General features: G+C 68.1%; 18 protein-coding genes and 1 tRNA gene. 2 read left to right on the top strand and 17 right to left on the bottom strand.

From position 1 onward, the window contains the following. Positions 1–4: 4 nt before the first annotated feature. Positions 5–1,642, top strand: a complete 1,638-nt coding sequence (locus K5L49_RS17660; protein WP_223694851.1) for a hypothetical protein — start codon at positions 5–7, stop codon at positions 1,640–1,642. 231 nt (positions 1,643–1,873) lie between these two features. On the opposite strand, the gene K5L49_RS17655 is transcribed toward K5L49_RS17660, so the two are convergent. The 3 genes from K5L49_RS17655 to K5L49_RS17645 form a co-directional block, all read right to left on the bottom strand. After that, a tRNA-Pro gene (locus K5L49_RS17655) sits at positions 1,874–1,950 on the bottom strand. A gap of 208 nt (positions 1,951–2,158) precedes the next feature. Next, entirely contained in the window at positions 2,159–3,781 is a 1,623-nt protein-coding gene (locus K5L49_RS17650) for a chitinase (protein WP_223694850.1), read from the bottom strand. After that, a complete protein-coding gene (locus K5L49_RS17645; protein WP_223694849.1) occupies positions 3,781–6,138 on the bottom strand; it encodes a glycosyltransferase family 2 protein in 2,358 nt (785 codons plus the stop codon). Before K5L49_RS17645 ends, K5L49_RS17650 begins: the two co-directional genes overlap by 1 nt. A gap of 174 nt (positions 6,139–6,312) precedes the next feature. Here K5L49_RS17645 and K5L49_RS17640 point away from each other — a divergent pair, with 174 nt between their 5' ends. Next, positions 6,313–7,716: a DUF2252 domain-containing protein gene (locus K5L49_RS17640; protein WP_223694848.1), complete on the top strand. Its 1,404-nt coding sequence runs from the start codon at positions 6,313–6,315 to the stop codon at positions 7,714–7,716. Between the two features lie 221 nt (positions 7,717–7,937). On the opposite strand, the gene der is transcribed toward K5L49_RS17640, so the two are convergent. From der to K5L49_RS17570, 14 genes are all read right to left on the bottom strand, one after another. After that, a complete protein-coding gene (gene der / locus K5L49_RS17635) occupies positions 7,938–9,425 on the bottom strand; it encodes a ribosome biogenesis GTPase Der (protein WP_374107714.1) in 1,488 nt (495 codons plus the stop codon). A gap of 19 nt (positions 9,426–9,444) precedes the next feature. After that, positions 9,445–10,149 carry a (d)CMP kinase gene (gene cmk, locus K5L49_RS17630; RefSeq protein WP_223694846.1) on the bottom strand — a complete coding sequence of 235 codons (705 nt, stop codon included), beginning with the start codon at positions 10,147–10,149 and terminating at the stop codon, positions 9,445–9,447. After that, entirely contained in the window at positions 10,146–11,237 is a 1,092-nt protein-coding gene (locus K5L49_RS17625) for a prephenate dehydrogenase (RefSeq protein WP_223694845.1), read from the bottom strand. Before K5L49_RS17625 ends, cmk begins: the two co-directional genes overlap by 4 nt. Positions 11,238–11,247: 10 nt before the next feature. After that, entirely contained in the window at positions 11,248–11,985 is a 738-nt protein-coding gene (locus tag K5L49_RS17620) for a pseudouridine synthase (protein WP_223695328.1), read from the bottom strand. A 42-nt stretch (positions 11,986–12,027) separates the two neighbouring features. Next, positions 12,028–12,639: an SMC-Scp complex subunit ScpB gene (gene scpB / locus K5L49_RS17615; RefSeq protein ID WP_223694843.1), complete on the bottom strand. Its 612-nt coding sequence runs from the start codon at positions 12,637–12,639 to the stop codon at positions 12,028–12,030. Continuing rightward, positions 12,629–13,447 carry a segregation and condensation protein A gene (locus tag K5L49_RS17610; protein ID WP_223695327.1) on the bottom strand — a complete coding sequence of 273 codons (819 nt, stop codon included), beginning with the start codon at positions 13,445–13,447 and terminating at the stop codon, positions 12,629–12,631. The genes scpB and K5L49_RS17610 overlap by 11 nt, the downstream gene beginning before the upstream one ends. A 43-nt stretch (positions 13,448–13,490) precedes the next feature. Then, complete coding sequence (locus tag K5L49_RS17605; RefSeq protein ID WP_223694841.1) at positions 13,491–14,351, bottom strand: ParA family protein; 861 nt, start codon at positions 14,349–14,351, stop codon at positions 13,491–13,493. A 731-nt stretch (positions 14,352–15,082) separates the two neighbouring features. Beyond that, positions 15,083–16,015, bottom strand: a complete 933-nt coding sequence (gene xerD / locus K5L49_RS17600; RefSeq protein ID WP_223694840.1) for a site-specific tyrosine recombinase XerD — start codon at positions 16,013–16,015, stop codon at positions 15,083–15,085. A gap of 16 nt (positions 16,016–16,031) precedes the next feature. Then, the gene (locus K5L49_RS17595) at positions 16,032–16,685 is read right to left on the bottom strand and encodes an NUDIX domain-containing protein (RefSeq protein WP_223694838.1); all 654 of its coding nucleotides are present in this window, start codon (positions 16,683–16,685) and stop codon (positions 16,032–16,034) included. Further along, positions 16,685–18,385, bottom strand: a complete 1,701-nt coding sequence (locus tag K5L49_RS17590; protein WP_308116561.1) for a CTP synthase — start codon at positions 18,383–18,385, stop codon at positions 16,685–16,687. Before K5L49_RS17590 ends, K5L49_RS17595 begins: the two co-directional genes overlap by 1 nt. 69 nt (positions 18,386–18,454) lie before the next feature. Beyond that, entirely contained in the window at positions 18,455–20,185 is a 1,731-nt protein-coding gene (gene recN / locus K5L49_RS17585) for a DNA repair protein RecN (RefSeq protein WP_223694836.1), read from the bottom strand. Next, a complete protein-coding gene (locus K5L49_RS17580; protein ID WP_223694834.1) occupies positions 20,178–21,095 on the bottom strand; it encodes an NAD kinase in 918 nt (305 codons plus the stop codon). The genes recN and K5L49_RS17580 overlap by 8 nt, the downstream gene beginning before the upstream one ends. Before the next feature lie 133 nt (positions 21,096–21,228). Beyond that, the gene (locus tag K5L49_RS17575) at positions 21,229–22,071 is read right to left on the bottom strand and encodes a TlyA family RNA methyltransferase (protein WP_223694832.1); all 843 of its coding nucleotides are present in this window, start codon (positions 22,069–22,071) and stop codon (positions 21,229–21,231) included. Then, positions 22,064–22,237, bottom strand: coding sequence for a hypothetical protein (locus K5L49_RS17570; protein WP_223694830.1), 174 nt, complete (start codon positions 22,235–22,237; stop codon positions 22,064–22,066). Before K5L49_RS17570 ends, K5L49_RS17575 begins: the two co-directional genes overlap by 8 nt. Between the last annotated feature and the right edge of the window lie 9 nt (positions 22,238–22,246).

Raw genomic sequence — 22,246 nt, 5'->3', positions numbered from 1 at the left:
GGCGATGCACCTCACCGCGCTCACTGACCTGTTCCTGTGGCGCATTTCGTCAAACGCACGCGAGGTCCTGCAGCTCGAACCACGCATGGACCACATGCTCGCGATCACCCACCAGCAGAAGCGCTGGTACGCCAACACGGCACGAGCCTTCCACCGCATCGTTGACGTGATGGACCCGTTCCCGCAGCAACTCTGGACCAACAAGAGCGCTGCCGAAGTAGCTGCCATCCTCGACGAACACGACCACAACAAGGAGTCCATTCGGCGGCAGCGCCTCAATGACTTCACGAACGCGTTCGTCGCAATGACCTATCGGCTGCAGCCGCGCAGGATCCGGCGGATTTCGTCCAAGCTCGACATCTCGTTCGACCAGACGTACATGAGCTCGCCGAACCGCAAGGGCTACTCTCGCGGAAACCTCAAAGCCAAGGTCACCGAGCAGAGCAAGGTTAGTGATCCTCGTGAGCTTCCGCCAGGCATTGTCGACGTCTTCGCCGGGTACCACGTGCGAAGCGGGAAACGGACCGACTACCAGAAGAAGCAAACGGACCTGACTTCGCCGAAGCGTCCTGGAGACGCAACGTTCGCCTGGGGATGGGAAAGCAACTTCGCTGTCCGCGTCGACTCCGACAACCCGAAGCATCGACGATTTCCCGGGATCATCGTCGCCGCGACGATGAGCCTTCCCAACATGGAGGTCGCCGAAGAAGCGGTATCGCTCATGTCGTACAGTCTGCGATTGGGGCTCACCCCCGGCGTGGCAGACGCTGATAAGCAGTACTGGGCAAACAGCCTGGCAAAGAGACTTCACGAGCCGGCCTTCATGCTCGGCTTCACGCCATCGACGGACTACCGAGTCGATCGCCTGAAGCCTTCCGGCGGTGCCCACGGTGCACGATACCTCGAAGGCCGGGCATACTGCCCCAGCACTCCCTCCACGCACCTGTACGCGACGCAGCAGTACCACGATGGCGAGATCGACAAGGCGACCTTCCGGGACCGGAAGGTGGAACTCGCGGCATACGAACTGCACAAGAAAGAGACAAAGCCGAATGGCAAGGTCATGCTGGCCTGTCCCGCGTTGGGGAACGCTCCCACTGTCACCTGCCCACTGAGAGAACTCGCCGAGAAGGCATCCAAGAAGCGCCGTCCATCGATCGACGCCGAGGACCTCATTCCGGCCACTCTCCGTGACACGATCTGCTCGAAGCACAGCGCCTCGTTCGACCCCGCGGACCTCCGTCGCGAGGCACAGGCATTCCCTTACGGCACTCAGGAGTGGGAGGACTTTCACACGCACGCTCGGAACGCGATCGAGTCTCTGAACTCGCAGATCAAGAGCGGCGGCGGACACAACCTGCATGACTCCACCCGCAGGCCCGTCCGCGGGTTCGCCGCAGCACAGATCATGATGACGCTCGTCGTCGCAGCGTTCAACATGCGCAAAATCGTCAGCTTCATCTCCGATGGAGCGCACGAAGCTGCCAAAGGTGAATCGAAGGACCCCAAGGTGCGACGACGCGACCGCGAGCACTACAACCCATACACCGGCACCTACCCGCCGGGCGTGAGGCCCCTCACATCGGCGAAAGCGCGCCCCGATGACGGTGACGGAACGGGCGGACCACCCCTACGAGAGTAGCGTTCCGCTACTCGCGACACCGCTCGAGAGAGCAAAAACCCAGCTCACCGAAGGCGCCAGCGTGCCCGAAATCGGCAACGATCCAGAAGTCGTGCCAGCGGCGAGCGCACTTTCGACAGACACGTTGATCGTGTTGGCGCTCTCGCCGCACAAAACACGAATCGCCCCGGACTTTCGTCCGGGGCGATTCTTTTGTGGCCGGTTCCGTAATCAGTTACGTAAACGGCCCTCTGGTCGGGCTGACAGGATTTGAACCTGCGACCCCTTGACCCCCAGTCAAGTGCGCTACCAAGCTGCGCCACAGCCCGAATGTCGCTTCGAGGGTGGAGCCCCAAAGCAACTTGAACAGTCTAGCGTGTCGGCGGGGGTGGTTCGTGCAACACCCGAAGGCACGAAAAGTTGCCCGCCGACACGGCGTTCGCCCGTGGGCGCACGCCCGCGCATCCGCCCCGCAGCGGATGTCGCGGTCGAAGGGGACGACGGGATACGCCTGATGCAGCATCCCGCCGCCCGGTCTCAGTTGGTGGTGCCGGCACCACCAAGGATCTTGTCGACGTCGTCCTGAGTGAGGGGGGTCCAGGGCGACGAGTCGGGGTTGGCGCTGGCGGCGTCGGGACTGTCGCCCTGGGTCCACCATTTGGCCTCGTAGGGGGTTCCGTCGAAGAGCACACGGGTGCCCTTGTCGTAGGGGGTGGTGCCGCTCCAGGCGGGGTAAGTTCCGGCGGGGACGGTCGGCTGCGGGATGGGCGTCTCGCCCGGCAGCACCGGGCCGACAAGCTCCCACGGTGTCTCCCACGAGTTCAGCACGGGGTTGTCGGGCACATCGCCTTTCGTCCACCATTTGGCCTGGTAGACGTTGTGGTGCCAGACGACTTTGGTGCCTTTGAGGTAGGAGTTGTTCGCCGCCCAGATAGCGTACGGCGAGGTGGCGGGGTCGTCTTTCACCGAAGCGGTGGAGGTGGGCTCGGCGGTGGTGACGGCCGACTCGCCCAGCGCGATGTGGCCGGCGAAGCCGCGGGCGAGCAGGGAGGCGAAAGTCGTCTTGCCCTGTTTGACGCCGCTGCACGCATCCGAGACGACGGAGGTGTCGACATAGTTGGAGCCGCAGGTCTGGTCGCGGTTGGCAGACCACATCGACATGCGGCCGATGCCTTTGCCGACAGCCCAGGCGTTGAAAATCTTCGCATCCGCGAGGGAGAAGACCTCCTTCTGCACATCGTTCTGGCCGATCATGGGGGTGGCGCCGATCTTCGCCCACAGGCTCGGGTCGCTCTGGTGCAGCTTGTTGCGGTCGTAGAGGATGCCGAGCTGACGTTGGGCGGCAGAGACGGCGCTCTCAGCAGCGGCGGCCATGGACTGCCCGGCAGGTTTGGCGCTGCCGAAATCCATGGTCATCACGTTCACGCCGGCGATGTCGACCTTCGCCTTCAGCAGGTCGTCGATGGCGTCGGTGGCGTCGGAGGTCATTCCGTTCGGCGCGACGGGCAGCGTCACCCAGACGGCGAGGCTCTTGCCCTCGTCGCGGCGTTGCTTCTGCAGGGCGGCGATGGCGGATGCCCGGCGCTCGTTCGCGGCGGCGTTCGCCAGGCCGTCACCCTCGAGGTCGAGGTCGATCGTGCCGACCTTGTACCGGTCGACGACGGATGCGTACGCCGCCTTCAACGCGGACGGGTCGGTGCACCCGACCGCGAGTTCCTCGTTCAGCTGACCGCCGAACGAGACCGCGACAGTGCCGCCCTGCTGCTGCAGGCGGGCGATGCGGCGGTCGAGGTCGAGTGAGCCGCGCGCCTGGTCGAGGGTGTACGCACCGCCCCAGGTGGGGGTGCATGCATTCGATTTGGACGACACGACGAAGGAGAGCACCGCATCCCGGGTCGAGGTGGCGCCGAGGTTCTCGAACGCGAACCGCGGGGTGGCGGTCACGTCGACATAGGACGCGAACCAGGGCTTGGAGTCGACGGCGGCTTTGGCGCTCCACCACTGGAATCCGACGACACCGCCGGACACCACGATCACGGCCACGAGGGCGGCGCCCAGCACGCGCAGGGGCGAGAGCCGGCGGCCGTCACCGGCGCCGGCGGCCGGCGCCTGGGCGTCGCGCGGTTCGGGAGCGTTCGACTCCCGCGGTGTGCGGGCCATCAGGCGGCCTGCCGTTCGGTGGCGTCGACCTCAGCCGAAGACGACGAGGCCGCCGAACCCGACGAGGCCGCCGACGAGGCCGACCCGCCGGCGGCGCGGTGCGCCGCCTGTTCGATGCGCGGCACGTCCCCGCCGGCGTGCCCGTGGTAGAGCACCGAACGCCAGTCGATCGACTCGGTGACCGGCTGCACGGTCTCTGTCGTGCGCGTGCGGCTCTTGTCGACGTAGAGCGGCCGGGTGAGGCCGAGCCACATGTCGACGATCGCGTTGCCGACACCGATGTAGGAGACGATCGCCCAGATGGCGAGGGTCGCGTTGAAAGCGGCGAACGCAGCGTTGCCCCAGTTCTGCGCGTTCACGTCACGCCACAAAGTGAACAGCGAGAACGCGACGATCAGGAACGGCGTCAGCACGTACAGCAGCGGGGATGCGGTGCGGTTCTTCACCTTCGGGGTGCGCACGAATGGGATCTTCTTGCCGGTCAGCGACTGCTGGATCGACTTGAGCACTCCGGCGAGGTTCACCGGGAGCAGGATCAGGTTGAACCCGTAGATGCGGAACACATCCGTGCCCTTGTAGCCGGCATAGCGCAGGTCGCTGGCCATGGCGATGAAGTACGGCAGTGCGGCGAGCAGCACCACCGGGCTGAGCAGCCGGCCGTCATACGGGTACGCGAGCAAGAAGATCAGACCGAAACTGGCCCAAGCGATGGAGGCCATGTAGTTGATGCGCAGCAGCAACTCCGTGCGCGAGACGATCTCACCGCGACGCTTGCGCTCACGAACCTGACGCCACAGCTTCGGCAGGATCAGCAGCCCGCCGTTCGCCCACCGCCGCCGCTGCACGATCAGCGAACCGAAGTCGGGCGGGGTCGCGGAATAGCTGAGGCGCTCCGGGTAGTTGGCGAGCGTCCACCCGTGGGTGCCGAGGTCGATGCTCGACTCCGTGTCCTCGATCACGGTGCGATCCTGCACGTAACGACGCACTTCGAAACCGCCGACGAACTCGGTCTCGACGATGTCTTCGATGGCGCGTTTGCGGATGACTGCATTGGCTCCCACCCAGAACGTTGCACCGAAGTGGCTCATGCCCTGGTGCAAGACGTGCTGGATGTCCGTGGTCGCGCCGGCGAGACGCTCGATGCGGGTGCCGGCGCCACGGAACGAGGAGTACGGGGTCTGGGTGACGGCGACGCGGGCGTTGTCCGGCTGTTGCAGAAAGTACGTCAGCCGCAGGCAGTACTCGCGAAGCAGGATCGAGTCCGCATCCAGGGTCAGCAGGAAGTCGCTGTCCGGGATCTCCACGTCACCGGCGCGATGCGGGGCCACCGGGGTGAGGATGGGGCCCTGCGGAGTCTCCTCGACACGGTACGTGCCGCCCATGAGCCCGATGTAGGCGTTCAGGTTCATCGCCTTGTTGGCCTCGTGCGAAAGGGAAGCCCACTGCTTGCGCTCGAACACGGCGAGGTCGGCATCGAAGGTCCATGCGAGCCGGCGGTAGAGCTGCGCGATCCGCTCGGCCGAGAGCGAGACCCCCTCGCCGACGGCGGCCTCCACGGCCTGTCCGACGAGGGCCAACTCGTCGGCGAGGCCGCGCAGCACCTGGTCGGCGAAGAACAGGTCGACGTGATCCTCGATGCCGTGCGCGTCGGCCTGAGCGTGCAGCCATGCCGCCGCCCAGGCGTACTCTGCCGCGAGCTCGAGTGCGGTGTGCGGGGCGACGAACGCGTCGGCGTCGGCGAGCTCGAACCGCAACGCCGCATCCGTGAACCGGCTGCGCGGCTCGGCGAGCAGGTCCGTGATGTCGGCGGCAAGAGCGCGGGTGGCGTTCAGCCGGTCGGCGACGGCGGGGTCGGTGGGGTTCGGGTTGTCGTCCAACAGCAGCACGACCCGCATCGACGGGAACTCTTGAAGCGCGGCCGACAGCAGAGTCATCTTCACGACCTCCGGCTCCTCCGCATACGACGGCACGAGCACGGTGATCGACGGCTGGTTGGTCGCGAAGTGACGGTCGAGTTCGGCGCGGGGCACCCGCACATGCTTCTGGAACCGCTGCAGCGCCCCCTGGCGGGCGACCAGGTACATCAGCGCCGAGAAGGTGAGGAAGGTGACCACCACGAGGTAACCGATGGCCTCCATCGTGAACCGGAAGTCCTGCGTTCCGAGAACAAGGAACTGGCGGATGATCGTGGTCACGACATAGATCGCCCAGAAGGTGACGGTCAGAACGATCGCGACACGACTCCAGGTGACCTTGCGATCGGAGGGTCGGGGATGCACGGTCGGGAGCGGTTCGGTGCGCTTCTCAGCGCCCAGTTGGCGTTTTCGGGCAGGGGAGTATGAATTTGTAGAACTCATTTTCGGGTATGCGTCCTTGATTAGAGAGCCCGCGCTTTCGGGTCGCGCGGTCGGGAAGCTCTCGCATGTCCACATTAGTGAGGACACACCGGGGTACAAACCCCCCATTCTGGTGAGAGCCGGGTGAACACTCAGCTAAGCGTCCGCCGCGCTTCTGGGCACTACTCTGAGCACATGAGCCGCGCTCCCGGACGCCTGCGTTTCGACCACGCCCACGTGGTCACCCACGACGAGAACATCGAGCAGGGGCGCGCAGCCCGGGCGATCCTCCCCCGTTCCGCCCACGCGGTCTACGAACCGGCTGCGGGGCGCGACCCGCTCGGCGTGCTCGACCGCCAGCACCGATCGCGACTACCCGATCTCGTGCCCCTGCGCATCGCGCGCATGCTGCGTGACCCGTTCGCCTTCTACCGCGGAACCGCGGCCATCCAGGCGGCCGACCTCGCCGGGGCGCCCACGACCGGGGTGGGTGTGGTGACCTGTGGGGACGCGCACATCAACAACTTCGGTCTGTTCGCCTCCCCTGAACGCGCGATGGTCTTCGACCTCAACGATTTCGACGAAGCCGCGTACGGCCCGTGGGAGTGGGATGTGAAACGGCTGGTCGCGAGCGTCGTGATCGCGGCCCGAGGGCGTGGGGCCTCCGAGGAGCACGTGCGGCGTTCTGCGCAACATGCGGCGGAGGCGTACCGCGACGGACTGCACGAGTCCCTGTCGCAGGAGGTGGTGGTGAGGTTCTCCCGCGCCGCGGCCGTGCACGACGGACGCCGGTTCGGCAAGGACACCCGCAAGGTGGTGCGAGACCTGGTCAAGTCGTCAGAGAAGCGCACCTCCGCGCGCCTGATCGGTCGCATCACCGAGCTCGCCGAAGACGGCTCCCTGCACCTGGTCGAGAGTCCGCCGCGACTCACCCACGTGGGGCCCGAGATCGAGGGCCGTGTCGGCGAGCTGATGGATCTCTACCGCGCCACGGTTTCGCCCGACATCTCGCTGCTGCTCTCGCAACACACCGTCACCGATGTGGCGCGCCGGGTGGTCGGTGTCGGCAGTGTCGGAACGCGGTGCTTCATCGTCGTGCTCACGGGTCCGCGCGGCGAACCGCTGATCCTTCAGGTGAAGGAGGCGACGGAGTCGGTGGTGCATGAGTTCGGGCTGGCACCGGTGCAGCCGGTCAGTGGCGTCGACGGTGAGACTCTGGCCGCCAACCACGGCTACCGGGTCACGGCCAACCAGCGCATACTCCAGGCCGTGTCCGACCCGTTCCTCGGCTATGTGACGCTCGACGGCTTCGGCTTCTACGTGCGCCAGTTCCGCGACCGCAACGTGTCGTTCGAGGTCGCCGAGATGACCGACGAAACGTTCGACGACTACGCGATGTCGTGCGCCACCATCCTCGCCCGGGCCCACTCCCGCAGCCCGAACGGTGCGTTCGTCTCCGGCTACATCGGCGCGGGGACGGCGTTCACAGATGCAGTGGTCGATTGGTCGCTCGCCTACGCCGACCAATCCCTGGCCGACTTCGAGGCGTTGAAGGCCGCCGTCGTCGCCGGCCGCTATCACGCCGCCGAACTCGCCTAGGACGTGTCGGACGCCCAGTCCAGAACGGCGAGTCGGCCCCGCACAATCGCGGTGCGGCGAAGCGCCAAGCTGGGATTCCGGAACCGATGCGAGGTGCGGTCAGGACGTTCGGTTCGGAGAAGAGGCTCAACTACAGCGATCTGCTGGCAGAGCTCAGGCCTGACCTGAGCACGGATTCGCTCGGCACACGGCGGTCAAGCGGGCGAGCCCGGCCGCCGCCGCTAGCGTTTGCGCTTCTCGCGCACGCGCATGTTGAGCTGGATGGGCGTGCCCTCGAACCCGTAGATCTCGCGCAGCCGGCGCACGATGTAGCGCCGGTAGCCGGGGTCGAGGAAGCCGGTCGTGAAGACCACGAAGGTCGGCGGCCGGCTGGTCGCCTGTGTGCCGAACAGCACGCGCGGCTGCTTGCCACCGCGCACGGGGTGCGGATGCGCCGCCGTGAGCTCGGCGAGGAAGGCGTTGAACTTGCCGGTGGGGATGCGGGTGTCCCACGACTCGAGTGCCAGCTCCAGGGCCGGAACCAGCTTCTCCAGGTGACGCCCCGTGCGGGCGGAGATGTTCACGCGGGGCGCCCAGGAGACGTGGGCGAGGTCTTGATCGATCTCGCGCTCCAGGTAGCGGCGGCGGTCGTCGTCGAGTAGGTCCCACTTGTTGAAAGCGAGCACGAGGGCGCGACCCGATTCGAGCACCAGGTCGATGATGCGCACATCCTGCTCGCTGATCGGCTGACTCACATCGAGCACGACGACGGCGACTTCGGCTTTCTCGAGAGCGGTGCTGGTGCGCAGCGAGGCGTAGAAGTCGGCGCCCTGCTGCAGGTGCACCCGGCGTCGGATGCCGGCGGTGTCGACGAAGCGCCACACCTTGCCGCCCAGCTCGACCTGCTCGTCCACAGGGTCGCGAGTGGTGCCCGCGAGCTCGTTGACCACCACGCGCTCCTCCCCCGCCGCCTTGTTCAGCAGGGACGATTTGCCAACATTCGGGCGCCCGACGATGGCGACGCGGCGGGGACCGCCCACCTCCTGCTTGGCCACAGCGGAGACCGCCGGAAGCGCGCGGAGGACGATGTCGAGCATGTCGGCGACCCCACGCCCGTGCAGTGCCGAGACCGGGAGGGGCTCACCGAGGCCGAGCGACCACAGCGCCGAAGCGTTGGGCTCCTGGCGGAGGTCGTCCACCTTGTTCGCGGCGAGGAAGACCGGCTTGTCGGTCTTCCTCAGCAAACGCACGACATGCTCGTCGGTGGAGGTGGCGCCGACGTTGGCGTCGACGACGAAGAGAACCGCATCCGCCAGGTCGATTGCGACCTCGGCCTGCGCGGCGACGGAGGCGTCGATTCCTTTGGCGTCCGGCTCCCAGCCGCCGGTGTCGACGAGGGTGAACTTCCGCCCATTCCACTCGGCCTGGTACGAGACGCGGTCGCGGGTCACCCCGGGCGTGTCCTCCACGACGGCTTCGCGGCGGCCCAGGATTCGGTTGACCAGCGCCGACTTGCCCACATTGGGGCGCCCGACGATGGCCAGCACCGGCAGAGCCGGGAGGTAGGTGATGGCATCCGGGTCGTCGCTGACGGTCTCGAGGATGCCGAGGTCGTCCTCGTCGAGCTCATAGTCGTCGAGGCCGGAGCGGAGGGCCGCTGCACGCTGGGTGGCGAGCTCTTCATCCAGGTCGGTCAGGCGTTCGACGAGGTCGTCGGCGCCCTCCGGCATCTCATCCAGTTCGGGCTTGTCAGGCATGGGTTTCCTTCTGCACGACCGCGATGACCGCGTCCACGGTCATATCGAAGTCAAGTTCGGTTGAATCGACGGTGGTAACACCGTCGGCGGCGTTCATGAAGTCCACGACCCGGGAATCGGCCCGGTCGCGCCGCTGGAGTTGCTCACCGACATGGGCGGCCGAATGGCCGACGAGCTCCGCGGAACGCCTAGCTATTCTAGCCTCTTCGCTGGCAGTGAGCAGGATGCGCACAGGGGCGTCCGGCGCCACGACCGTCGTGATGTCCCGCCCTTCCACCACGATGCCCGGTTTCGGGGTGTTCCGCATGATGGTGCGGAACAGTCCGGTGAGGTGTCCACGCACCTCCGGAACCCGGGCGACGGCGCTGACGACCGCGGTCACCTCCGGGTCGCGGATGGCCTCGGTCACGTCATGCTCGCCGACGAAGACATGGTAGCCGTCCGGGTCGGTGCCGATGCGGTAGTCGAAGTCGGGGAGCGCGTCGACGACGGCGGCCGAGTCGGTGGGGTCGATGCGTCGCTGCACGACGAACCAACTGAGCGCGCGGTAAGCGGCGCCGGTGTCGAGGTAGGCGAAGCCGAGCCGCCGTGCGCTCGCCTTGCTGACGCTCGACTTGCCGCTGCCGGCCGGTCCGTCGACGGCGACGACGGTCGGAACGCCGGAGTCGGTGGGGGTTTCGGGTGTGGTGGTGCTCATCCTGCGATTCTCCATCCGCGTGCACTGAGTTCTTCGATCGTCCGCTGCAGGTGTTCGGGCAGCACCGCGATCTCGGCGAGGCCGACCTGGGCGCCCGGCGAGTGCTCGAGTCTCAGGTCTTCCAGGTTCACCCCGATTTCGCCGAGCTCGGTGAACAGCCGGCCGAGTTCGCCCGGTCGGTCATCCACCAGCACGACGATCGGCGAGTATCGACGGTCCTGTCCGTGTTTGCCGGGCAACCGGGAGACGCCGAGGTTGCCGCCGGCCAGCTCTTCCGCCAGGGCGCGCCGGGCACCGGATGCATCGACGTCGCCGAGCGCGGCGAGCACCCGGTCGAGGTCGTCGCGGTAGGCGTGCAGAATCTCGACGACGGCGGGCGCATTCGCGCCGAGGATCTGCACCCAGAGTTCGGGCTCGCTCGCGGCGATGCGGGTCACGTCTCGCAGGCCCTGCCCGGCCAGGCCGAGGGCCGCGTCGGTCGAGCCGCTGAGGCGCCGGGCCATCAGGCTTGCGACGATCTGCGGCGTGTGCGAGACGAGGGCGACCGCGGCGTCGTGGTCGTCGGTCGCCATCTCGACGGGGCTGGCGCCGAGGTCGAGGATGAGCGACTCCAGCAGCGAGATGCTCGCCCGGTCGGTGCCGGGTCGACCGCACACCACCCAGGGTCGGCCGATGAACAGGTCCGCACGGGCCGAGATCGGGCCTCCGCGCTCCCGCCCGGCGAGCGGATGCGATCCGATGTAGCGGGTGAGGTCGGCGCCGGCGGCCTGCAATTCGGCGAGGGGCGCCATCTTGACGCTGGCCACATCGGTGACGACGGCATCCGGATGCGCGGCGAGCTCGGCGAGCACCACCCGCGCCACGAGGTCGGGCGGCACGGCGACGACGATCAGCTGCGGTTCGACGGAGCCATCGTCTGGGCGGCCAGCGCCGTAGTCGACGGCGAGGCTCAGGTGGGCCGGGGAGGCGTCATCGAGCAGCACATCGACGCCGCGGGCACGCAACCCGAGCCCGACGGAGGCGCCGAGCAGACCAGCGCCGACGACACGCACCGGTCCGGTGATCCGGGAGGAAGAGGGGACTGTCACGGAAGGGCGCTCACTTCTGCGGTTGGGGGCCGGATCGACGCGAGATGGTCAGCAGTTCACCGAGTTCCACCTTAGTCAGGTCGCGCATCTGCCCCACCCGCAGGGTCCCCAGGTGCAGGGGCCCGAACTGGCGGCGCACCAATTCGATCACCGGGTGCCCGACCTCGGCCATCATGCGCCGCACGATGCGGTTGCGGCCCGAGTGCAGGGTGAGCTCGACGAGGCTGTCGCGGCTCGCGGAACTGCGTTCGAGCAGGCGGGCGCGGTCGGCCACGATCGGGCCGTCCTCCAGTTCGACTCCGCGGGTGAGCGTGGCGATGGTTTGTGGGGTGACGACGCCGCGCACACGCGCGATGTACGTCTTCGTCACACCGAAACTGGGATGCGCGAGCACATGCGCGAGCTCGCCGTCGTTCGTGAGGATGAGCAGCCCCGAGGTCTCGGCGTCGAGCCGGCCGACGTTGAACAGGCGTTCCTCGTAACCGGCGGTGAACCGCGAGAGGTCGGGGCGGCCCTGCTCGTCGCGCAGCGAGCTCACTACACCCACCGGCTTGTTGAGCATCACATAGCGTCGGCTGGTGTCGAGCTGCACGGCGCTGCCGTCCACGGCAACGAGGTCGTTCAACGGGTCGATGCGCCGGCCCAGCTCGGTGACGGTCTCGCCGTTCACCGTCACCCGGCCGGCGGAGATGAGATCTTCGGAGACGCGACGCGACGCGACGCCGGCGGCGGCCATCACTTTCTGCAGCCGCTCGCCCTCGGGAGAGACGGCAGGGGTGTCGTGCGGGGGTTAGCGGACATCGCCGTCGAATCCTTCCGCGCCGTCTGCGAGCAGCGGCGAGATCTTCGGCAGGTCGTCGATCGAGTTGACGCCGAGTTGGGTGAGCAGCAGATCGGTGGTGCCGTAGTTGATGGCGCCGGTCTCGCTGTCGGTGAACATTTCGGTGATGAGGCCCCGGCCGAGCAGAGTGCGCACGACGGAGTCCACGTTCACCGCACGGATCGAGGCGATGGCGCCGCGACTGATCGGCTGCTTGTACGCGATCACGGCGAGAGTCTCCAACGCCGCCTGCGAGAGCTTGGTCGGGTTCTGGGCGAGCACGTAGTCTGCGACGACGGGGTCGAACTCCGGCCGCACGTAGAGCCGCCAGCCGCCACCGACTTCCCGCAGTTCGAAACCGCGCCGAATGCCGCCAGCGCTGCCGTCATAGTCGGCGACCAGCGCATCCACTGCCGCGCGCACACGCTTCACCGGGGCGCTGACGGCGGAGGCGAGGGTGATGACACTCATCGGTTCGTCGGCGACCATCAGGATGGCCTCCAGGGAGCGTTCGATGTCGATACCCTCCGGCAGAACGGGCGGCACCTCCCCCTCGACCGTTTGCTGATTCTCAACCGTCATAATCGGCTCCCAGGTTCGATAGGTTCTCTTGCGACCAATGCTCGGCCGTCCAGCGCAGGGTCAGCTCGCCGAGCGGCTCCAGCTGCTCGAAGGCGATGGCGGCGTGACGGTAGAGCTCGAGCACCGCGAGGAACCGGGCGATCACGACGCCTTTCTGGTCGGCGCCGGCGATCAGCTGGCGGAAGGTGAGGCTCTCGCCCGAGCGCAGCATCCCGACGACGTGGGCGGCCTGCTCCCGGATGCTCACGAGCGGCGCGTGCAGGTGGTCGAGGCCGACGACCGGGATCTCCCGGGGCGTGAGCGCGATCGTCGCGAGCGCGGCGAAGTCGTCGGCGGCGAGGGTCCACACCAGCTCTGGCGTGCGCTGGCGGTACTTGTCTTCGAGTCTCACGGTGCGCGCGTGACGCGTGGCCTCGGCCTCCAACCCGGACTGGAACCAGGCCGACGCCTCCTTGAACGCCCGGTACTGCAGCAGCCGGGCGAAAAGAAGGTCGCGTGCCTCCAGAAGCGCCACATCCTCGGCGTCGACGAGCTCGCCCTGCGGCAGCAACCCGGCCACCTTCAGATCGAGCAGCGTGGCGGCCACGAGCAGGAACTCGCTCGCTTCGTCGAGACTGTGCTCGGAGTCGAGCGCACGCAGGTAGCTGATGAACTCGTCGGTCACCCGGCTGAGCGAGATCTCGGTGATGTCGAGCTCGTGTTTCGTGATCAGCGACAGGAGCAGATCGAACGGACCCTCGAAGTCGCCGAGCGCGACCCGGAAGCTCGGGGATTCAGTGGGAGTCGCCTCAGCGTCGGCGGAGACGATCGGCGTCGCCGTGTCGCCGGCGGCCTCGTCGCGCTCAGCCTGGCTAGGCGACGGCGCCACGCGAGATCAGTTCCCTCGCCAACTGGCGATACGCCTCCGCGGCCGCGTGCTCGGGCGCGAACTGAGTGATCGGGGTGGCGGCGACCGACGCATCCGGAAATTTGACCGTGCGCGAGATGACCGTTTCTAGCACGCTGTCGCCGAATGCGTCGACGACGCGCTCCAGCACCTCGCGCGAGTGGAGTGTGCGCGAGTCGTACATCGTAGCGAGGATGCCGTCGAGTTCGATCGCCGGGTTCAGCCTCTCCCGCACCTTGTCGATCGTCTCGATGAGCAGGGCGACCCCGCGTAGCGCGAAATACTCGCACTCCAGCGGGATGAGCACACCGTGGCTCGCGGTGAGCGCGTTGACCGTGAGGATGCCCAGCGAGGGCTGGCAGTCGATGAGCACGACGTCGTAGTCGGCGCTCACCTTGCGAAGCACACTGGCGAGGATCTGCTCACGGGCGACCTCGTTGACGAGGTGCACCTCGGCGGCCGACAGGTCGATGTTGGCCGGGATGATGTCGAGCCCGGGCGTACCCGTGTGCTGGATGGCCTCGAACGGGTCTTTGCTGCGCGACAGGAGCAGATCGTAGATCGTGGTGACGTCGTGCGTCTGGGCGCCGAGCCCGGCCGAGAGCGCGCCTTGCGGGTCGAAGTCGATGGCCAGCACGCGCCGGCCGTACTCGGCCAGACTCGCCCCCAGGCTGATGCTGGTGGTGGTCTTGCCGACTCCGCCCTTCTGGTTGCAGAGGGCGATGATGCGCGCGGGCCCGTGCTGCTTCAGCGGCGCGGGCTGGGCGAAACTGTGGAAGGGACGCCCGGTGGGTCCGAGCCTGACGGCGAGGGATGCGTCATCCATGCCGGGGAGCTCAGTCCGTACCTCGTCGTTGCGCGTCACCTACGTGTCCAGCCCTCTCGCCTTGCGGTCGTTCAAAGGTCCAGTGTATCGGCGCTGTCCCCGGTTCGCGGGTCGCATCGCCGTGCCCCGCTCCCCCGGGCCGAACTCAGGCGGCGCCGGCCGGCGACGCGCACCAGCGGAGATGCGGCGCGCACCAGCGGAGATGCGGCACCGGCCACCGGAGATGCGACACCGGCCACCGGAGACGCGGCACCCGCCACCGGAGATGCGACGCGCACCAGCGGAGATGCGACACCCGCCACCGGAGACGCGACGCGCACCAGCGGAGACGCGACGCGCACCAGCGGAGATGCGACACCCGCCACCGGAGACGCGACACGCTCCAGCGGAGATGAGGCACCGGCCACCGAAGATCAGGAGGAAGCACCTGCCGCCGACTGCCATCGCCTGAATTCAGGATGCAGCGGTCGCCCTGGACTACGTTCTCCTGAGAAACGCCGAGCATTCGCCGACAGACGCCGCAACGAAGGACACTTCGGGCGACCCGCCGCAAAAAGGGTCTGTCAGGACGGGCTTTTCCGCCGCACGGCCGGTTTGCTCCGACGCTGGGGCGTCGGCTCAAGCCGGATCAGGGCACCAGCCGGACCAGCGCGCCAGCCGGACCAGCGCGCCAGCCGGACCAGCGCGCCAGCCGGACCAGCGCGCCAGCCCGGATCGGCGGGCCGACGGGGTCAGCGGGCGCGGGGGTGGGCGGAGGTGTACACGTCGCGGAGGGTGTCGGCGGTGACCAGGGTGTAGATCTGCGTCGTCGCCACGGACGAGTGGCCGAGCAGCTCTTGCACGACCCGCACGTCGGCGCCACCGGCCAGCAAGTGTGTGGCGAAGGAGTGCCGGAGGGTGTGCGGCGAGATCTCCACACCCAGGTGGGCTCGTTCGGCGGCGGCCCGGATGATCAGCCAGGCGTTCTGACGCGACACCCGTGCGCCGCGCATCCCGAGGAACAGCGCCGGGGTCGCCTTGCCGCGTGCCGACAGGGCAGGGCGCGCCCGCACGAGGTAGGCGTCGATGGCGGTGCGCGCGTAGCTGCCGAGGGGCACGATTCGCTGCTTGTTGCCTTTGCCGGTGAGGCGAACGATCTCGTCGTCGATCACATCGTCGACGTTGAGGTCGACGGCCTCGCTCACCCGCGCGCCGGTGGCGTAGAGCAATTCGAGCAGTGCTTTGTCGCGCAAGGATTGGAGGTCGTCCCCGTCGGTGGCCGCCAGCAGCGCGCCCACCTGCTCGATGGTGATCGCCTTGGGCAGCCGGCTGGCGAGCTTCGGCGGTTTGATGTCGCGGGAGACGTCTTCGTCGACGACACCCTCGTCGAGCAGGAAACGGTGGAACCCGCGCACGGTGGAGAGCATCCGGGCCAGCGACGACGCGGTCAGGGGCGACACCTCGCGCGAGCCGAGATGGATGGCGAACTCCGAGAGGGTCACGGCCGTCACCCCGCGCAGGGTGCCGACACCGTTCGCGGCGAGCCAGGCCGAGTACACGCCGAGATCGCGGCGATAGGCAGCGACGGTGTTCGCCGAGAGCCCGCGCTCGATCGCGACGTGCCGGAGATACGAGTCGGCGGCCGCCTCGACGGCCGGAGCACGCTCCCCCACCTCGGCGCTCATGGCAGCCTCGTCACGATCAACCGAGCTTCGGGTGCCTCGGCCAGGGCTCGTCAGCGGGGCCGAGCTGCGCCCAGCCGCTCTCCCGGGCGGCACGGGCCGCGAGCACGCCCACGATCAGTGACGGGTTCTGCACGCGGCGCGCGAGCACCGCATCCACCACCTCGTCGAGGGGCACCCAGCGAACCTCGATGTCGGCCTCCTCGTCTTCGCGGTCGAAGGCGTCGGCGGTGGGTCGCACGGAACGGGCCAGGTAGACGCGAATGGCCTCGTCGCTGCCGCCGGGGCTCGTGTAGAACTCGGCGAGCACGTTCCATTCGTCGGCCACGAGGTCGGCCTCCTCGGCCAGCTCCCTCTTGGCCGCGGTCAGGGGCGGCTCACCGGTGATGTCGAGCAGCCCGGCCGGGATCTCCCAGTCACGATGCCGCACGGGATGCCGGTACTGCTTGATCAGCAGCACCCGGTCGGTGTCGTCCAGGGCGAGGATCGCGACGGCGCCGGTATGGTCCACGTATTCCCGGGTGATGTCGGCGTCGTTGTACCGGAATGTTTCCCGCTTAACATCCCAGATTCGGCCGGCGAACACCGTCTCGCTCGAGGTGATCCGCGGCGATACGGCGTCGTCGCTCAACGCCTCGGTCGAGGCTCCGTCGGCGACCGGTTGCTCGGTCATCAGGCCTCGGCGGCCACTTCGAACAGCCGACTCGCCTTCTGGCGGTCGAGGGCTGCGCCGACGAGACCGCGGAACAGCGGGTGCGCACGGTTCGGCCGCGACCGCAACTCGGGATGCGCCTGCGTGCCCACATAGAACGGGTGCACGTCGCGCGGAAGCTCCACATATTCGACGAGGTGGCCGTCGGGCGAGGTTCCGGAGAACCAGAGGCCGGCCTCGGCGATCTGCTCGCGGTAGTTGTTGTTCACCTCGTAGCGGTGGCGGTGACGCTCGCTCGCCTCCGGGGCACCGTAGAGCTCAGACACGATCGAGCCCTCCGCAAGCGCCGCCGGGTACAGGCCGAGGCGCATCGTGCCGCCGAGGTCTCCACCGGCGATGATCTCCACCTGCTCCGCCATCGTGGCGATCACGGGGAACTCGGTGTCGGGGTCGAACTCCGACGAGGAGGCACCGGCGAGGCCGGCCTCATTTCGGGCGTACTCGATCACCATGCACTGCAGGCCGAGGCACAGTCCGAGCGCGGGGATGCCGTTCTCGCGAGCGAAACGCAACGCGCCGAGCTTTCCCTCGATGCCGCGAACGCCGAACCCGCCGGGAACGCAGATCGCGTCGACGTCGGACAGCTGGTGCGCGGCGCCCTCGGGTGTTCCGCACTCGTCGGACGCGATCCACTTCAGCGTCACCTTCGCACCGTGGGCGAAACCGCCCGCGCGCAGCGCCTCGGTCACCGAGAGGTAGGCGTCGGGCAGGTCGATGTACTTGCCGACGAGTCCGATGGTGACTTCGTGCTTCGGGTCGTGCACGGCGTGCAGCAGTTCGCTCCAGCCGTCCCAGTCCACATCGCCCGCGTCGAGTCCGAGCTGGTCGATGATGTACGCGTCGAGGCCCTGGTCGTGCAGCATGGTGGGGATGTCGTAGATGCTCGGCACGTCGATCGCGTTCACCACGGCGGACTCGTCGACGTCGCACATCAGCGCGATCTTGCGCTTGTTGGGTTCGGAGACGGGGCGATCGCTGCGCAGCACCAGCGCATCCGGCTGGATGCCGATGGAGCGCAGGGCGGCGACCGAGTGCTGGGTGGGCTTGGTCTTCTGCTCGCCGGAGGCGTTCATGAACGGCACGAGTGAGACGTGGACGAAGAAGCAGTTCTTGCGGCCGAGCTCGTGACGCACCTGGCGCGCCGACTCGATGAACGGCTGCGACTCGATGTCGCCGACCGTTCCGCCGATCTCGGTGATGATCACATCGGGGGCGGGCTCGCCATTCGGTCCGGCCTGCGCTTGCAGCCGCATCCGCCGCTTGATCTCGTCGGTGATGTGCGGGATGACCTGCACAGTGTCGCCGAGGTACTCGCCGCGGCGCTCCTTGGCGATGACGTTCGAGTAGATCTGCCCAGTCGTGACATTCGCCGACTGGGTCAGGTTGATGTCGAGGAATCGCTCGTAGTGCCCGATGTCGAGGTCGGTCTCCGCCCCGTCGTCGGTGACGAAGACTTCACCGTGCTGGAACGGGTTCATGGTTCCCGGGTCCACGTTCAGGTAGGGGTCGAGCTTCTGCATCACGACGCGCAATCCGCGCGCCGTCAGAAGGTTGCCCAGGCTGGCCGCTGTGAGGCCCTTGCCCAACGAAGAAACGACACCACCGGTCACAAAAATGTGTTTGGTAATGCCGTTCGATTTGTCCGCGTCTGTTTTATCCACCACGGGCTTTTATCCTATCACCCCCTCCTGCCACCCCCGACCGGACACGGTCATCGGAAACGGCGGAGGTCAGGATGCGGCGGTCGCGGCGGCCATCTCGACGAGCTCTCGCGCGTGGGCGAGACCGCTCTCGGAGTCGGGCAGGCCGGAGAGCAGCCGGGCCATCTCGGCGATGCGTTCGTCGCCGGTGAGCCGGCGCACGCTCGACTCGGTGACGGAGCCGTCGCTGCCTTTGACGACCGTGAGATGGTTCGTCGCGAAGGCGGCGACCTGGGCGAGGTGGGTGACGACGATCACCTGCGAGCTCTCGGCGAGTCGGGCGAGTCGCCGGCCGATCTCGATGGCGGACGCGCCCCCGACCCCGGCATCGATCTCATCGAAGATGAAGGTGGGAACCGGGTCTGTTCCGGCGATGACGACCTCGATCGCGAGCATCACCCGCGAGAGTTCGCCGCCCGAGGCGCCTTTGCCGAGCGGCCGTGGCTCCGCGCCCGAGTGGGGTTGCAGCAGGATCGAGATCTGGTCGCGTCCGTTGGCCGTGAACTCCTCGCGCTCGGTCACCTCGACCACGACGCGGGCGTCGGCCATGGCGAGCGCGGTGAGCTCATCTGAGACGGCCGTGCCGAGCCGGGTGGCCGCTTCGCGGCGCATCTCGCTGAGGCCATCGGCCAGTTCGACGACGAGCGACTGGTCGGCCTCCACGTCGGCGCGCAGCTGGTCGATGCGCTCGGAGTCTCCGTCGAGCTCGAACAGGCGGGCGCTGCCACTGTCGAGTGCGTGGATGACATCGTCGAGGGTCGGACCGTATTTGCGGATGAGGGTGGCGAGTTCGGCCCGCCGCTCCTGCACCGTCTCGAGTTCGCGCGCCCCCTCGGTGTCGAGGGTGGCGAGGTAGGTGGAGAGCTGCGCGGCGACATCGGACACCAGGTAGTTGGCATTCGCCACCGCTTCGGCCACGCCGACGAGGGCGGCATCGTGACCGGAGACGCGCTCCAGGTGCCGCCGGGCCGTGTCGAGCAGGCCGAGGGCATCGGCGCCGTCGGATTCCTCGGCCGAGAGCAGCTCTCGCGCGGTCGCCGCGGCCAGGCGTAGCTCTTCGAGGTTCGACAGGCGCTCGGCGCGTTCGGTGAGGTCGGCGTCTTCTCCTGGCTGCGGCGCCACCGCCTCGATCTCGGCCATCGCGAGGCGCAGCTCTTCCGCCTCGCGGGAGCGCCTCTCTTGGTCGGCGACCAGCTCGTCGAGCTCGGAGCGGTTATCGCGCCAACGGTGGAAGACATGCGCATAGTTCTCGATCGCCGAGGCGAGCGGCGTTCCGGCGTAGCGGTCGAGTGCCTCGCGCTGCGCCACGGCCGAACGCAGCCGGATCTGGTCGGATTGACCGTGCACGACGACGAGCTGACCGCCCAGCTCGGTGAGCACGCTCACCGGCGCGCTGCGCCCTCCCACGACCGCGCGGGAGCGGCCCTCGGCCGAGACGGAGCGCGACAGTACGAGCTCTGCGCTTCCCGAGCCGAGCGGGTCGACGTCGCCGCCGGCATCCCGAACGCGTTCGACGACCTCGCCGGCTTCGGCCACACGCCAGCGGCCCTCCACCCAGGCCTGCGGGCTGCCGAGGCGCACGGCACCGGTGTCGGCCCGTTCGCCGAGCAGCAGGCCGAGCGCCGAAACCACCATCGTCTTACCGGCGCCGGTCTCGCCGGTGAGCGCGGTGAAACCGGGCCCGAGTGGCAGCGAGGCGTCGGCGATGACGCCCAGGTCTTTGATCGAGATCTCCTCGATGCCCCCGCGTGTCTCAGTCACGATCAGCCGGACCCCTCCACCCGGTGACGGGCAGATTGAACTTGTGCACGAGCCGGTCGGTGAAAGGCCCGGGATGCAGCCGCGCCAGTCGCACCGGAATGGGCGAGCGCCTCACCACGACGCGCGCGCCCGGCGGAAGGTCGTAGGCCCGGCGACCATCGCACCAGAGGATTCCCTCGCCGTCGGCCCGGTCGAGCAGCTCCACGGCGAGCGAGGAGTCGGCGTTGACGACGAGCGGCCGCGCGAACAGGGCGTGCGCGCTCAGCGGCACGAGCAGCAGAGCGGCGACGCCGGGCCAGACGACCGGCCCTCCGGCAGAGAACGAGTATGCGGTGGAGCCGGTCGGCGTTGACATGACGACGCCGTCGCATCCGAAGCTCGACATCGGCCGGCCGTCGACCTCGATGACGACCTCGAGCATCCGCTCGCGGCTGGCCTTCTCGACAGTGGCCTCATTGAGCGCCCAGCTCTCGTAGACGACCGCCTTGCCCACCTTCACGCGTGCGGAGAGCGTCATGCGCTCCTCCACCTCGTAGTCTTTGTCGAGGCCGCGGGCCACTGCGAGCTTGAGGTCGTCGCGTTCGCTCTCGGCCAGGAATCCGACGTGGCCGAGGTTGATGCCGAGCAGCGGCGCCGAGTGTCCCCGCACGAGTTCGGCGGCGCGCAGGATGGTGCCATCGCCGCCGAGCACGATCACCAGTTCGAGTTCGCTCGGCTGCACATCGACGCCGAGCACGGCCACCTCGTTGAAACTCGGCTCGGCCGCGAGCACGTCGCGCCGTTCGTCTTCACTCAGCACCGGGATGACCCCGGCGTCGATCAATTGCGCGCAGACCTGCACCCCCGCGAGGAGGGAATCAGAACGACCGGTGTGCGCGACGACGAGGATGTACCGCGTGGGTGCATCCATACGCGTCACGCTCCAATCACTGCGTCGAGAGGTCTACCCATTCTGTCTGATGCGACGGACTCGTGGGTGAACGAAGCCGCCTCATGTGGATGAACCGGGCCTTGTGGAGAGGTTCCGTCGTTGCCGCAGCGGCTCAGCCGCGCTGCGTCAGGTCGGTGACGGTCGCGAGCCACTCCGTCGGGTTTCCCCCGGCGGTGGCGCTCAGCCAGACGAGGTATTCGAGGTTCCCCTGGCTTCCGGCGATCGGCGATGCGACGACACCCGCGGTTCCGACCCCGAGGTCGTATGCCGCCCACAGAACGTTCGTCACCGCCTCGGCGCGGAGCACCGGATCGCGGACGATCCCCTCTTTGATGCCGGTGCGCCCCACCTCGAACTGAGGCTTCACCAGCAGCACGAAGTCGGCACCGGGAGCCGCCGACGCCACCAGTGCAGGGAGCACCTGCGCCAGAGAGATGAACGACAGATCGCCCACCACGAGGTCGGGACGGATGGGCTCGCCCACCAACCCGGCGAGTGCGGCAGCGGTCAGCTCGCGCGCGTTCACCCCCTCGAAGGAGCGGAGTCTCGGCTCGTCGGCGAGCACCGGTGAGAGCTGCCCGTGCCCCACATCGATCGCGATCACCGCGGCCGCCCCGCGCTCCAGCAGCACCTGGCAGAAGCCACCGGTCGAGGCGCCGGCATCGAGGGCGGTGCGTCCGGCGACGGGCACCGCGAACGCGTCGAGGGCGCCGATGAGTTTGTGCGCTCCGCGGCTCACATAGTGGTCGCCGCCGATCACGTCGACGGACTGGTCGTCCCGCACCTTCTGGGAGGCGCGGAGGGCCGCCCGGCCGTCGACCGTCACCAGGCCATCGGCGATGATCGTGGCGGCGTGCGAACGCGAGCGGGCGAGACCGCGGGCGGCGAGCGCCACATCCAGTCGCCGTTCGACCGTCGCGGTCGGCTCGCCGCTCTCGTCGGTGACCTCAGCCATGCCGCTGCACGTCGCCGCCCTCGAGCTCGTCGCGCAGTTCGTCGTGCACCTGGGCGTACGCCTCGGCCCGCGAGGCGAGCGGCTGATCTTCGATCAGATTGAGCCGGGGTACCAGCGCGTCATCCGCGCCCGCCGTTGCGGCGCCCTCCGTCTGCTGTCCATCCATCCCCCTACG

This window comes from Leifsonia poae (assembly GCF_020009625.1).
In the GTDB taxonomy this organism is placed as follows: domain Bacteria; phylum Actinomycetota; class Actinomycetes; order Actinomycetales; family Microbacteriaceae; genus Leifsonia; species Leifsonia poae_A.
This window is presented reverse-complemented; position numbering and strand designations above follow the sequence as displayed.